The organism is Bacillus tuaregi, from assembly GCF_900104575.1.
Lineage (GTDB): Bacteria > Bacillota > Bacilli > Bacillales > Cytobacillaceae > Bacillus_BD > Bacillus_BD tuaregi.
The window spans coordinates 1-13910 of the sequence record NZ_LT629730.1 but is presented as its reverse complement, the minus strand read 5'-3'; the positions used below and the strand labels follow the sequence as shown (position 1 = coordinate 13910).

Below are 13910 nucleotides of genomic sequence, written 5' to 3'. Positions count from 1 at the left end.
TGAAACGCGAGAACCGTCCCCCCGTTTCAATAAGCAATAAAGAGGAAACATTGGGGAAGGTTCTCAGCGTTTGCCTAGTTTCTTTCATTTTCGTTCGTTTGTTTTTTTACAGTTACAAATTGAAGAATAGTCAGGCCCTGCAGGATAACCTCTGCAGGGCTTTTACTGATAGAAACGTGTAGAAACGTGGGGACGGTTCTTTTGTTTCATAGAAGTCATACATGAATTCCTATTAATAATGCTCTTCCTATCACTGAAACGCGAGAACCGTCACGCTGTTTCCGAGAACCGTCACGCTGTTTCCATTGAGACACTGCTTTCAATTAGTTTTACAATTGAGGTAAAACCAGCTTGGTTTTCGCAAGCCATGCAGCACCAATGATTCCAGCGTCATTTCCTAGTTTTGCAATTCTCAGCTCGGCTCCTTCAGCTACACGTGTGAAAGCATATTGCATAAATTGCTGTTGAAGCGGCTGTAATAACGTTTCACCCGCTTTAGAAACCCCGCCTCCAATCACAATTTTTTCCGGGTTTGTCACATTTGCAATATTGGCGAGGGCAAATCCTAAATAGAAGGCTAGTTTATTCACTACCTCCAAAGCAAGCTCGTCGCCAGCTTTCGCTTCATCAAAAATCTTTTTAGCGGATAAGTGTGCTGCCCCTCTTAAGATACTTTGTGTATCTGTTGATTGTAGATTGGTTTTAGCTAGACGGACAACGCCTGTTGCAGAGGCAACAGTTTCCAGACAGCCAAGTTTTCCGCAATTACATCTTACTGCATCATCTATCACAGCTGCTATGTGACCTATTTCTCCGGCTGCACCGTTTACTCCATGTAGTATTTCACCGTTTGCAATGACACCTCCGCCTACTCCGGTTCCAAGTGTGACACATAATAAATTTTGCGCCCCTTCTCCCGCTCCTTTCCACATCTCACCAATCGCAGCTACATTTGCATCATTATCTACAATGACAGGCAAAGAGGTTGCTTGTTCGAGCAATTCCCGAAGCGGAAAATGACTCCAGCCCAGATTAACAGCTACCTCAATCGATCCATTCTCATCGTTTACAGGTCCCGGAGCCCCAACACCTAATCCAATCAGCTTCCCTTTCGTTTCTCCTAATTCTGAAATCTTTCTATCAATTGCTCTACCAATCTCCGAAGGAATATGGATTCCGTTATCAGCTGTGTTCGTAGGAATTTCCCACTTATGAGCAATCTCACCTTCATCTGTTATAAACGCCAGCTTTATCGTCGTACCGCCAATATCTACACCAACAAACCATTTGTCATCCATTGTTTTTCACCCTTTTCGCTTTTATACAAGAAAAGAAAAGCCTTGAAGCATGAAATACCACAAGGCTTTTAACTATTAAATGATTATGAACTAACTACGCCCACCACATCTCAGCAAGTTTTTCTTTGAAGAGGACTTCTTTCAAAAGTCCAATAGCCTTACCTAATCCTTCATCGATGGATGCTAGCATATCCTCATGCTCAATCGATAATACATAATCATAATCAACTGCACGAAGCGTGCTAACCATGTCCTTCCACAGCTTCTCATTTTGACCATATCCAACAGAACGGAACGTCCAGGAACGGTCTAAAATTTTACTATAATGCTTTGTATCCAGTACCCCATTCACACTGATATTCGCTTTATCCATATACGTATCTTTCGCATGGAAATGGAAAATTGCATTTTCACGGCCAAGCTTTTTGATCGCCTCGACTGGATCAATACCTTGCCAAATCAAATGACTTGGATCAAAATTGGCCCCGATATTTTCACCTGCATGCTCCCTTAGCTTGAGTAAGGTTTCAGGATTATAAACTACAAATCCCGGGTGCATTTCAAAGGCAATCTTAGTTCTATGTGTTTGGGCGAACTTTGATTCTTCCTTCCAATAAGGAATTACTGCTTTCTCCCACTGCCAATCCAAGGCCTCTGAGTATTCCGGCGGCCAAGAACACGTAATCCAGTTTGGATATTTTGCTTCTTCGTGATCTCCTGGGCATCCGGAGAATACATTCACCACTTCTACTCCTAATCTCTCAGCTAGTAAAACCGTTTTTCTCCAGACATCATGCGCTTCTGCTGCTGCTTTTTTGTTTGGATGTAATGCATTACCGTGACAGCTTAAGGCGCTTATCATTAGTCCACGGTCTGCAATGGCACGCTGGAATGCTCTTAGTTTCTCAGGACTTTCCAATAACTCATCAGGATTACAATGGCTATTTCCTGGATAGTTTCCCGTTCCAAGCTCTACTGCTTCCACACCCATTGCTGCTAATTTATCCAAAGCTTCTTCAAAAGGAAGGTTTTGATATAAAACAGTAAAAACACCTAGTTTCATATTGAAACCTCCTTCTTCGTTGCCACCTTTACCCATTGTTGCTTTTCATTACTTTCTAAAATAGCATCTGTAATGCACATCGAAATATGACCATCTTCAAATGTTGCAAAGTTTGGCTTATCTGTTGCCAGGCTCTTACCGTCACGTATGAAAGAATAATAGTTTTTCATCATATTTTTCAACGCATCAGGCCATCCTTCGTTATGTCCTCCCGGATGATGGATGGCACCCCTTGCTTCCGCTGCAAACAGGCTTGCATCAGCAAGAAGAACTTCATTTGGTTTATCCCGGTATCCGAACCATACTTTCTCAGGCTCTTCTTGATTCCAGGATGCAGAACATTTACTGCCGGCAATTTCAAAATGAAGATTGTTTTTATGGCCTGCACTTACCTGTGATACGGTAAATACGCCTCTTGAACCGTCTTCGAAGCGGACAAGTACTGAAGCATAGTCTTCTGTTTCAATCGGCACATCTTCGTACTCGATTTTAGAAGGATCTTGTGTACTGAAAGTTGCCACTGCTGATTTCGGTTTTTTCCTTATCGGTATAACCGTCGCCAGATCAGCAAATACTTCAACAATTTTCTTTCCAGTTACATATTGAACAGTATCACACCAGTGGGATCCGATATCTGCAACAGCTCTCGACTTTCCACCAATATCCGGATTCATGCGCCAGTTAAAATCCGTTTCATATAACAGCCAGTCCTGTAAATAGCCACCGTGAACGATGTTTATTTTTCCAAAATCTCCATTTGCAATTTTCGCTTGTAGATTTTGCACGCTAGCAAACTGGCGATAATTGAAGTTTACACCATGAACCACACCATGCTGTTTTGCCAATGCAACTAGTTCAGCAGACTCCTCACTATTCATGGCTAAGGGTTTTTCTGATACTACATGCTTGCCAGCTAAGATAATTTCCTTCGTGATTTGAAAATGAAGATGATTTGGCGTACAGTTATGAATAACTTGAATCTCAGGATCTTGAAGCATTTCACGGTAATCTCCAAATGCTTTTGGAATCCCAAGCTCTGCTACCTTTTTTTCAGCAGCCTCCTGATTTGTTTCCGCTAATCCCACTACTTCGACAAAACCCAGTCTTCTAATTGCTTCTATATGAGTTGGCCCAATAAAACCTGTACCAATTACTCCAACCTTAATTTTCTCCATACTTTTTCCTCCTATCCCAACTGCAATATCTTATCGAATTGCTTTACGTCCAAGTGCAACTGCTAGAATAATAATTAAACCTCTGATGATCATTTGCTGGCTGACATCAAGTCCCATGATAATCAGTCCGTTATTAATGACTCCAATCATTAGGGATCCGACTACTGTCCCAATAATGGTACCAGTACCACCTGCTAATGCTGTTCCACCTAAAATTACAGCAGCAATAACTGACATTTCATCCCCTTGTCCAAAGGTATATCGACCCGCTTGCATACGGCCTGCATATAAAATACCGGCAAAGCCTGCTGCTAATCCTGTTCCCATAAATGCATATAATTTAATTTTTGCAGTATTAATACCTGAAAATTTTGCTGCACTTTCATTTCCACCAGTTGCTAAAGTTTGTCTACCAAATGATGTCTTACGTAATAAAATATGACCAATCACTACTACAATAAATGTCCAAATAAAGATAATTGGAATTGGACCAATTTTGCCGGCACCAAAGATAGTGTTAAAGGTTTGATCTAGAATTGGAACTGGTGCTGTACTCGTAATCCACATAGCCGTACCGCTTATGATACCCATCGTTCCAAGAGTAACTAGAAATGATGGAATCTTAACCTTTGTAATTAAAATCCCATTGATGAAGCCCACTGCTAACCCCGTTGCTAAGCCCGCTGCAAGACCTCCAATAAATCCAAATCCCGATTGAATGGCAAGTGCCGCGAAAAGTGAAGATAGAGCGGTAATTGAACCTATAGAAAGATCTATTTCAGCAGAGCTGATGACAAAGGTCATTGCTACAGCCATAATCGTGATCATAGCTGTTTGGCGAATAATGTTCATCATATTATCAGCTGAAACGAATCCATCATCATATAAAGTCACAGAGAAATAAATAATTACACCAATAAAAGCAAAGTAAACAATATAATTGCGCCAATCAAACTTCTTTAGAAAACTAAGTGAGACATCATTACTCTTACTTATTTGATTATCGACCTTAATATCCTTGGATTGCATGCTGCAGCTCCTCCTCTGAATGAATTTCTCTTCGATTCATCTCCTTGAGAACTTTGCCTTCGTGCATTACGATAACTCTATCACTTACAGCTAGTAGCTCAGGAAGTTCTGATGAAATCACTAAAATACCTTTTCCGTCATCTGCTAATTCACGAATAATTTCGACAATTTCTGTCTTAGCACCGATATCCACACCAATTGTTGGTTCATCCAAAATTAATACATCTGGATTATTTGCTAACCATTTTGCTAAAACTATTTTTTGCTGATTTCCGCCTGATAATAGTTTAGTAGTTTTGAAGATATCATCTGTTTTGATATTCAGTTTTCTTACTAACTTCTCAGCAATGTCATTTGCCTTCTTGTTATCAATTGTGAATCCCTTTTTTAATTTAGAAAGAATTGGGAGGATCATATTATCCTTAACACTATGGTCTAGAACAAGACCCTGTACCCTTCGGTCTTCTGGAATAAGTGCCAATCCATTATTTATGGCGTCTTTAGAGGATTGAATGGATTTCTTTTCCCCTTTAACAAATACTTCTCCCTTATTAATTGGATCCATTCCAAAAATGGAACGAGCCACTTCTGACCTGCCACTTCCCATCAAACCAGCGATTCCTAATATTTCTCCTGGATATAGTTTGAAACTGACATTTTGAACTCTTTTACCAGAAGCTAAATTTTTCACTTCTAAAACTGGTGTTATATCAGTTGTATAGGCTCTTTCAACCCATTCAAATGCTTTATCCATTTCAACACCAACAATATTTTGAACAACTGTTTCCATGCTGATATCTTTAATATTTTCGGTCACGACACTTTTTCCGTCACGCAGGATGGTTATACGATCGCAAACCTCAAAAATTTCCTCCATCCTGTGAGATATATAGATGATCGAAATTCCTTTGCTTTTAAGCTTTTCAATAAAAGCGAAGAGAATCTCTGTTTCATTCTTAGTTAAGGAGGATGATGGTTCATCCATGATTAAAATTTTTGCTTCTTGAGAAAGTGCTTTTGCAATTTCAGTCATTTGCCAATATCCAACACCTAAATTGGCAACTACATCATTCGGCTCAATATCCACTTCTAATTCTTTCAACAATTCTTTCGTTCTCTCAATTGCTTCTTTATCATTTAAAATACCAATTGAATTTTTAGACTCTCTTGTTAAAAAAATATTCTGTGCTACTGTCAAAGTAGGAATTAAACTAAATTCCTGGAAAATCATCGAAATGTTATTTTTCCTGGCATCCTTCATATTGTTTATAACTACTTTCTTGCCATCAATCAGAATCTCTCCGTCATCAGCTGTATAGACACCTGTTAAAATTTTCATTAATGTTGATTTCCCTGCACCATTACCGCCCATCAAGGCATGCACTTCACCTTTTCGGACAGAGAAATTGACAGAGTTTAAAACATTTATCCCATTAAAGGATTTTGATATATTCTTCATTTCCAGAACTGTATTTTCCAACATAACTCACCTTCTTTTTATTAGGCTTTTCTAGTAACTTAGTTGTTGATTTCTAATACAGGTACTTCGCTTTCCACAGTCCACAGGAGTCTACATGCCTGTAATGAAATTCAAAAATCACCTATGTTTTTTAGCCTTGTTTTAAAAGAGACTGCTAATAAAAAGCAGCCTCTATATAATATTGTTCTTCTACTATGCCAAAACCTTCTCAAGACTTATCCATTCACCTTTTTCAGCAGACTCAAGGATTGCATCAGCAATTGCCTCAATACGATATCCATCATTAAAGTTTGGTGATACTTCAGTGCCCTCAACAATAGATTTAAAGAAATCATATGTTTCAATAATCTTCGTTTCTCCATAACCAATTCCTAATGCAGGGATTGGCCATAGTCCTTCGCCGTATGGTGTGGCAGGTCCTGTGTACACAGTTCTAAAGCCTTTTGCATCTGATGGATCATCTGCAAAGCATACTTGAAGCTCATCGCGGCGCTCATAGTTAAAGTATAAAGAGCCTTTTTCACCGTGAATTTCAAATGTCAAGAAGTTATTTCTACCCCATGCATTACGAGTAGCTTCAATACTTCCAATAGCGCCATTATCGAATTTAACCATTGTAATAAACTCATCATCTACGTCAACTGCACCTTTAGGAGCATCTCCAACGCTTTTCACTGTACCTAAACTATCTGCGCCGCCTGTTTGAAGTGGTCTCTCTGGAATCCACGTTTTGGTTACAGCATTTACATCCGTAATTTCACCAACTAAATAACGGGCAAAGTCAACAACATGTGTACCGATATCTCCAAGTGCTCCAGAACCAGCTACTTTCTTTTGGAAGCGCCATGAAAGAGGGGAATTAGGGTCAGCAGACCAATCTTGTAAATAAGTTCCTCTGAAGCTTAAGATTTTTCCAATTCTACCTTCTTCAATATATTTTTTTGCCAATGCAACAGCTGGTGTTCTTCTATAGTTGAATGCAACCATATGTCTAACGCCAGCTTCTGTTACAGCGTCTAACATTTGCTTAGCTTGCTCCGCTCCTAATGATAATGGCTTTTCACAAATAATATGCTTGCCTGCTTTTGCTGCAGCAATCGCAATCTCAGCATGAGTATTATTCGGTGTCACAATATCAATAATATCTATTTCAGGATTGTTAATTACGTCTCTCCAATCTGTTGCATAGTTTTCAAAACCTAATTTTGCAGCAGCATCTTTAGCAATTTCCTCGGTAACATCAACTAATGTATGGCGGTGTGGAATGGCAGGTGCCGGCCAGAAAAACATCGGCATTCCCGCATATGCAAGTGCATGCGCCTTTCCCATAAATCCTCCGCCAATCATTCCAACGTTCAACTTTTTCATCATGTATTCCTCCTAATATCTTTTCTATTATTTAGCTGCGTTTTGAATTGTCTCTGGTGCTTCTGTTGAGTAAACAAGTTCCCAAGAATCTAAGACATTATCTTGTGAAACACTAAGGGCAGGAACCGCAACATATGCTGGAACTTCCTTGCCTAATAGACCATATCCTGCTAGGATTGCTTCAGAAATTCCTTGGTCAAATGGTAGTTGAGCACCAAGACCTTTAATATTTCCACCGGATGCAATATTAAGTGCCACATTTGTACCTAAGTCGATTGTTGTAATCACCATGTCATCTTTTCCAGCTGTACGAACTGCTGCTAATGCTCCCTCCGCAGGCACATCCCAAACAACAAATAGACCATCAAGATCAGGATTTTTTGTCAGCAAACCTGATGTCACCTTTTCCCCATCGCTCTCACTAGCTATACCGCCACGTGCAACAATTTTGATATCTGGATACTTTTCTTGGATTGTCTTTTCAAATGCATCTGTTCGTTGCTTCGTTACAAAGAAGTCTGCATCATGATAAATGACACCAATTTTTCCTTTTCCACCAAGTTCCTTAGCCATAATATCCGCTGCAACAACGCCATTTCCATAGTTATCCGCAGATACAACACTAATATAATCTTTACCAGCCTGTAATCCGCTTGGTACGTTATCCATAAATACAACTTTTACTCCTGCTTCTGCAGCTTTTTTGTATGCATTTGCAGTTGATACAGCATCAACCGGGATACTAATGATGATATCTGGATTTTTTACTAGAACTGTTTCGATGTCAGATACTTGTTTTTCTGCTTTGAATTGAGCATCCGTTACAGCCACTACTTCTATTCCCATTCTTTCAAAAGCTGCCTTTAAGCCGTTAATTTGTGCAGTTGCCCAGTCATTACCTGCATAGTGCATAACAATGGCAGCTTTATATTTACCTTCTTTTATTTTTGCCAATTCATCTTCTGTTAATTGAAGCGTTTTTGCTGATACTGCACTTTCCCCAGAAGGACCTTTACTTAGAATTTCCTGATCTCCATTTATTTTTTGGTTAATTGTAAGGGGTCCAGAAGTACTGATAGAAGTTTCCTGCTTCGCACTTTCAGCTTTATCTGAAGTACTTGAGTTGCTGCCACATCCTATTAGAGCTGTACTGCTTAGTAACACAGACATCGCTAAGACTGCTAGTTTCTTTTTCATAGTTTCTCCCCCAAATAGTTGCTATTATTTTTCAAATCTTGAAAGATAATTGCGGCTGATAACTGCACCCTCTTTTGGATCTGGGTAGCTATCTAGCTCAACCGTAATCCAGCCTTGATAACCAGCTTCATGTAAAATCGCAGCCATTTCTTCAAATTTTTGATGGCCGACACCTAATGGTTGGAATTCGCCATTTCCAAAATCTTTAAAATGGACATATTTAATGCGATCAATATATTTTCTCATTACCTCTACTGGATCTCCGCCTCCAGCTTCAATATGAGCAGTGTCCGGGCATAAGTTGATTTTCGTTAAAGGCATAAGCTTGTCCAGCTGATCCGGAGATTCTACACAAGTTCCAAGGTGAGGGTGGTAACTTGCAATTAAGTGATTTTTATCAGCAATTTCCACTATTCTATCTAGTGCTGAAGCTAATGCTTGAAAATCACTCTCTTCTATTCCTTCTGAACGAACTGCACCTCCACCTATGATAAGATGTTCAGCACCTAACTCTGATGCAAAGGCTGCCACTCTTTCAATTTTTGCTATTTCTTCTTCTAAAATCCCTGGATAAATGAAGTTCCCGCCAGTATACACTCCAACAAAATTTAAAGAATTTTCATTAATTTGTTTTAGAAAATCTTCTTTTCGATCTACATATTGCATGAGGTTTCCATCAAATAATTCAAATCCAACATAACCAGCATTTGAGATATCCTTTAGAGCTTCTTCTGTTGAGCCATTAGCAAGGTAGTATGAATCTTTAATAGAAGTTACTCCAGCAGGATGACCTACAACACCTCCCCAAGTATTTGTTACATATCCAAATTTAACTGTCATGATCTATTCCTCCATTATTTAATAATTACTTACTTTATCAGGGTGTTATTAGCAAACGTTGTAACGCACCACCACCTTAAAAATAAGAATTAATATGAATGTGTTTTATCAATTTGCATACTTGTGTAATCGATTACATTCATTACTAAAAAAATACTTTGTTATTTTTCAATCTAGCGTATAGTGTAATCGATTACATTAAAATCGGGAAGAGAATGAGTTTCATTGAAACAAACTCATAATACTCCAATTAGCCATTTAACTTAGTAAATTTACCACATGATGCTCTAACAATTAATTTATCTTCAAGTATATATTGCTCTTTTTGAATCGGTTTATTATTTATCAAGCTAATTAACAATTCGATCGCCTTTTCCCCAATCTCAAAAGTTGGTTGGGCAATAGTTGTAAGAGCAGGCTCAAATATGGAAGCAAATTTAATATCATCAAAACCAACAACAGCAATATCATGGGGTACCTTTAAACCTTTAGATTTAATTGCTCTGATTGCTCCCATGGCCATCTCATCATTTGCAGCAAAAACAGCAGTAGGCTGATTTTCCAGAGCTAACAATTTTAACATTTGATTAAAGCCGCTTTCTAAAGTGAAATCCCCTTCTTGTATTAAACATTGATCTAATGGCAGACCGTATTGTATCATGGCCTGTTGAAATCCCTTTAATCGATCACGTCCCAACACAACATGTAAAGGTCCGGTTATTGTTGCAATTCGTTCGTGCTGTAATTGTATTAGATGCTCTGTAATCTTTCTTGCACTGCTGATATTATCGATTGAAACAGTAGGGATTGCAGCACCTTCTATATATTCACATGCTAATACAATAGGATATTCTTTAGTCAATTGCTCTAGAGATTTGCGGTCACTTCTTGCTGTTAACAAGATCATTCCATCAGCCTTTCTCTGACGTAAAATATCCAAAAAAGCAATTTCATGTTCAGGCTTATTAATCGTATCACCTAAAAGGACTTGGTAACCATTTTCGTCGGCAACTACTTCTATTCCCCGCAGCACTTTTGAGAAGAATGGATTTGAAATATCCGGGACAACTACAAGGATGGTTTTTGTTTCTAGTGTTCTAAGTTGTCTTGCCAGCATATTCGGTTGATAATTTAGTTGCTTAATAGCTTCTAATACTTTTTCAGTTGTTTCCTTTTTAACCTTACCAGTGTTACTTAATACTCTGGATACTGTTGCAGTGGAAACATTAGCCAATTTCGCAACATCTGCTATTCTAACCATCTCATTTTTCCTTTCGTTTCTTCTCTATATTTGTAGTGTAATCGATTACATTTACGATTTCAATGTTTTTTTAAAAGTTTTTTTTTACGAAATTGTGAATTCTGTTGTGATTAAGAAGGGAAACACGGGGACGGTTCATCATTCAGGAAGGTGGTGCACGAGGGATATAAATGTGAAGTATAGGTAATCGAATTGTTGTTAATAATAATAATAAAAATAACATAAGAAAAGTGTGCCTTTCTTGGTATTGTTTAATCTGGAAGTTGATCAATACCTTCAAAGTGCACACTTTTTTTGTTTTTTCTACTTATTTTGGGTATAAGTTTTTTGGGCCATCGCGGAGCGATTTCGTTCTTCTGCCGTTTCAAGCATTCGTCCAAGCAAACTCTCTGGAGTTACACTTCTTAAGAGTTTGCTTTTTTAACTCCTAGATAAAATCCAACCGTCCCTTTAATCGTTATAGTAGAAACGCGAGTACCTTTCCCACATTCCCTTTCCTCCTGTGACTCACTTTCTGAACCCTCCCCATAGAAACACGGGGGCGGTTCTGATATTTCATAGAAGTTTTTAATAGATTTCTCTCCACGGCGCCTTTATTGTCAATGAAACGCGAGAACCGTCCGAGACCACTGAAAAAGTAGAGCTTTTTTCGAACCCACATCCCATTTCTTCAAAATTTTTAAATGTAACTTCCAAAATAAGATCAATTATTAACCGAAACTATTATTATGGGGGTATGGATTGTTCCATTTCCCCCTTTATTTAGCAGATGAAGCGGATGCAATAGCTGCAATCCGCTTCAAGTTAACGGCTATGGCAGCCAATTTTGATTGTTTAGACACACTTAATAGACCATACCCCCTAGCTCGGGAGAGGCCGTGGAATCGTTTGAGCTCCGCATTCTTACCTTCAATAGAAGCCCTCTTCTTATATTTTACTAAGAACTTCTCCGACTTCTGATACTGAGATATCTCATAAAATTCAGTAGTGTTCAAACCTATGACAAGGATTCTCCTTGCCGATTCTTTGGCACATTGATCGTGCAAAGGACAAGTTTTACATTGCTTGATATCGAAATAATACTTATATCCTGATCTCTCACCACTGCTTTTCTACATGATCAATCACCGTATCAACGTACTCTTTCATAATAGCCTTCGCTTCTTTATGGTCCTCGATTTCCTTATAGTCAGGTTCTTCTGGCATGTCAACAGGAACCTGGCCAGTTTCTTCCTCAAATGCTTTCAGAATTTTTCGAGCTAAATGTTTCATCAGTCTTTCAGGCGTTTTCTTAATCGTATTGGCTTCAATGTGTGTTGCGTCAATACTGACACTACTACCTTTAATCAGTCCCTTATCTACACATTGTTTGACAATGGTTGTCATAATTTTATCTAGAGGTTTATCATCTGGAAACCGCTTTGTTCTAAACTTTGATAGTAAACTTGGCTCTAGTCAAAGCATATGAAAAACTGTATGATTTTACATTTTTTGCAAAAATAAACTTGTACTTGAATTTGATGACTTTTTCACTGGTCTCGAACCGTTCCCTCGTTTCCCAACTAATAAATAAGCTCCATGTGATTAGGTGTCAGGCACCCTTATTTTCGCATGCATCATACTTTTGATCCTATTTCTTATGGATTCTTTAATAGTTTGGTCATACCTTGTTCATATTTGATGGATATGATGGATTTAGCAAGAAACGAGGACTGGCTGGGTTCTGTGTAAGTGTTCCAAGCCGGGAATTGAAAAAATAATGCTTGGAGGAGTATGACAATGAAAAAGAAGAAATTTTATACTTTAGCTTTAACAGGAGCTTTATCGTTTGGCATATTGGGAACTGGCGTGTCAGCCATGGCAACAACTGATACAGCAGCCTCAGAAAAAGGGATAGCTTTAGATGAAGCAACCAAAGAAAAGGCTCAAACAATCACAGACCAATTAAAAGCAGATTTAGCTGAACTGGGAGTAACATTACCTGAACGCGGTGGAAAAAAGATTATGTTCTCCAATTTAGATGATGAAACAAAAGCGCAAGCTCAAGCCATCATGGAGCAGCAAAAAGATGGCGCAGTCAGCCCGGAGGAAGCAAAAGCTCAATTGGCGGAATTGGGAGTGACATTGCATGAACGCGGCGGAAAAAAGGATATGTTCGCCAACTTAGATGAAGAAACTAAGGTCCAGGCTCAAGCCATTATGGAGCAGCAAAAAGCAGGTACCATCACAAAAGAAGAAGCAACTGTCCAATTAGCAGAACTGGGAGTAGAGCTGCCTAAACGAACAGGAAAAATGGATAAGCTTGCCGGCTTAGATGAAGAAACAAAAGAAAAAGTTAAAGCCATCATGGAACAGCAAAAAGCGGGTACCATCACAAAAGAAGAAGCAGCTGCCCAATTAACGGAACTAGGAGTAGAGCTGCCTGAAAGAGCTGGAAAGATGGACATTCTTGCAGGTCTTGATGAAGAAACAAAAGAAAAAGTACAGACACTTATCGAAGAAGCAAATGCAGAATTGGCTGAATTAGGGATTGATCACATTCCGTTTAAGCTTCATAAATCTAATAATGCTATCGAACAAACCAAAGAGTAATATAGCTAAAAAATAAAGGACGGAGGTTCTGCCAAAAGGGGCAGAACCTCCGTCCTTTATTTATATTCTATTTTAAAATGGTCAACAGAATTATTCAGCTCCCTGGCTTACTTTGCAACTTTTTCAGACGTAGCGACAATTCATGCATAGCACCAGTGGATGGTTGGATTGTAGCTGAAGTTTGTTCTATTCCAGAAGATGTCTCTTGTGAAACGCGGGGACAGTTCGAGATTACTGATAAAGTACCCACTTTGAAAATTAACCACAGATCTTCTACTAGATATAGTAAGTGAAATAAGCGTTTGTTCTACATAATGTAGGTAACGTGATCTTATTTTTCTCGAAACAGACTTTTTCAGTGGTCTCGGACGGTTCTGATGCTTCATAGAAGTTCTGCATTGAGGAAACCTCCCCATGTATATTCCATGTGATATAGCTTCCTTCCTATTACTCACCTTTTGGGACAACTGTCCACTTGTCCCGCTCAATCATCCGTCACATCATCCATCTGTATCTTTATCTGAAATCCTTCGTACGACATCACCATTTCTCCAACTTCCTCCCAGGTAAATGGTCTTCCATCAATAATAATCAATGGATCTCGGTT

The 13910-nt window shown here is 38.8% G+C and carries 11 protein-coding genes and 1 pseudogene; 1 reads left to right on the top strand and 11 read right to left on the bottom strand.

Going from position 1 to position 13910, the window contains the following annotated elements; translation table 11 throughout:
- Positions 1–329: 329 nt before the first annotated feature.
- The 10 genes and pseudogenes from BQ5321_RS00830 to BQ5321_RS23555 form a co-directional block, all read right to left on the bottom strand.
- Positions 330–1298, bottom strand: a complete 969-nt coding sequence (locus tag BQ5321_RS00830; RefSeq protein ID WP_071392744.1) for an ROK family glucokinase — start codon at positions 1296–1298, stop codon at positions 330–332.
- A 94-nt stretch (positions 1299–1392) separates the two neighbouring features.
- Positions 1393–2361 (bottom strand): sugar phosphate isomerase/epimerase family protein, encoded by a 969-nt coding sequence (locus BQ5321_RS00825; RefSeq protein WP_071392743.1) that lies wholly within the window; start codon positions 2359–2361, stop codon positions 1393–1395.
- Positions 2358–3536 (bottom strand): Gfo/Idh/MocA family protein, encoded by a 1179-nt coding sequence (locus BQ5321_RS00820; protein ID WP_071392742.1) that lies wholly within the window; start codon positions 3534–3536, stop codon positions 2358–2360. Before BQ5321_RS00820 ends, BQ5321_RS00825 begins: the two co-directional genes overlap by 4 nt.
- Positions 3537–3566: 30 nt before the next feature.
- Complete coding sequence (locus BQ5321_RS00815; protein WP_071392741.1) at positions 3567–4565, bottom strand: ABC transporter permease; 999 nt, start codon at positions 4563–4565, stop codon at positions 3567–3569.
- Positions 4546–6048 carry a sugar ABC transporter ATP-binding protein gene (locus BQ5321_RS00810; RefSeq protein ID WP_071392740.1) on the bottom strand — a complete coding sequence of 501 codons (1503 nt, stop codon included), beginning with the start codon at positions 6046–6048 and terminating at the stop codon, positions 4546–4548. The genes BQ5321_RS00815 and BQ5321_RS00810 overlap by 20 nt, the downstream gene beginning before the upstream one ends.
- 189 nt (positions 6049–6237) lie before the next feature.
- Positions 6238–7413 (bottom strand): levoglucosan dehydrogenase, encoded by a 1176-nt coding sequence (locus tag BQ5321_RS00805; RefSeq protein WP_071392739.1) that lies wholly within the window; start codon positions 7411–7413, stop codon positions 6238–6240.
- 27 nt (positions 7414–7440) lie between these two features.
- Positions 7441–8610, bottom strand: coding sequence for a substrate-binding domain-containing protein (locus BQ5321_RS00800; protein WP_071392738.1), 1170 nt, complete (start codon positions 8608–8610; stop codon positions 7441–7443).
- Between the two features lie 24 nt (positions 8611–8634).
- A complete protein-coding gene (locus BQ5321_RS00795) occupies positions 8635–9450 on the bottom strand; it encodes a sugar phosphate isomerase/epimerase family protein (protein WP_071392737.1) in 816 nt (271 codons plus the stop codon).
- A gap of 250 nt (positions 9451–9700) precedes the next feature.
- Positions 9701–10711 (bottom strand): LacI family DNA-binding transcriptional regulator, encoded by a 1011-nt coding sequence (locus tag BQ5321_RS00790; RefSeq protein WP_071392736.1) that lies wholly within the window; start codon positions 10709–10711, stop codon positions 9701–9703.
- Positions 10712–11484: 773 nt separating this feature from the next.
- Positions 11485–12163: pseudogene (locus BQ5321_RS23555) on the bottom strand (transposase); the annotation flags it as partial.
- A 327-nt stretch (positions 12164–12490) separates the two neighbouring features.
- On the opposite strand from BQ5321_RS23555, the gene BQ5321_RS00775 reads away from it, so the two are divergent.
- Entirely contained in the window at positions 12491–13303 is an 813-nt protein-coding gene (locus tag BQ5321_RS00775; protein ID WP_071392733.1) for a hypothetical protein, read from the top strand.
- Between the two features lie 484 nt (positions 13304–13787).
- Here the strand turns inward: BQ5321_RS00775 and BQ5321_RS25155 are convergent, their stop codons facing one another.
- A complete protein-coding gene (locus BQ5321_RS25155; protein ID WP_452082098.1) occupies positions 13788–13898 on the bottom strand; it encodes a DUF7713 domain-containing protein in 111 nt (36 codons plus the stop codon).
- Positions 13899–13910: the final 12 nt, after the last annotated feature.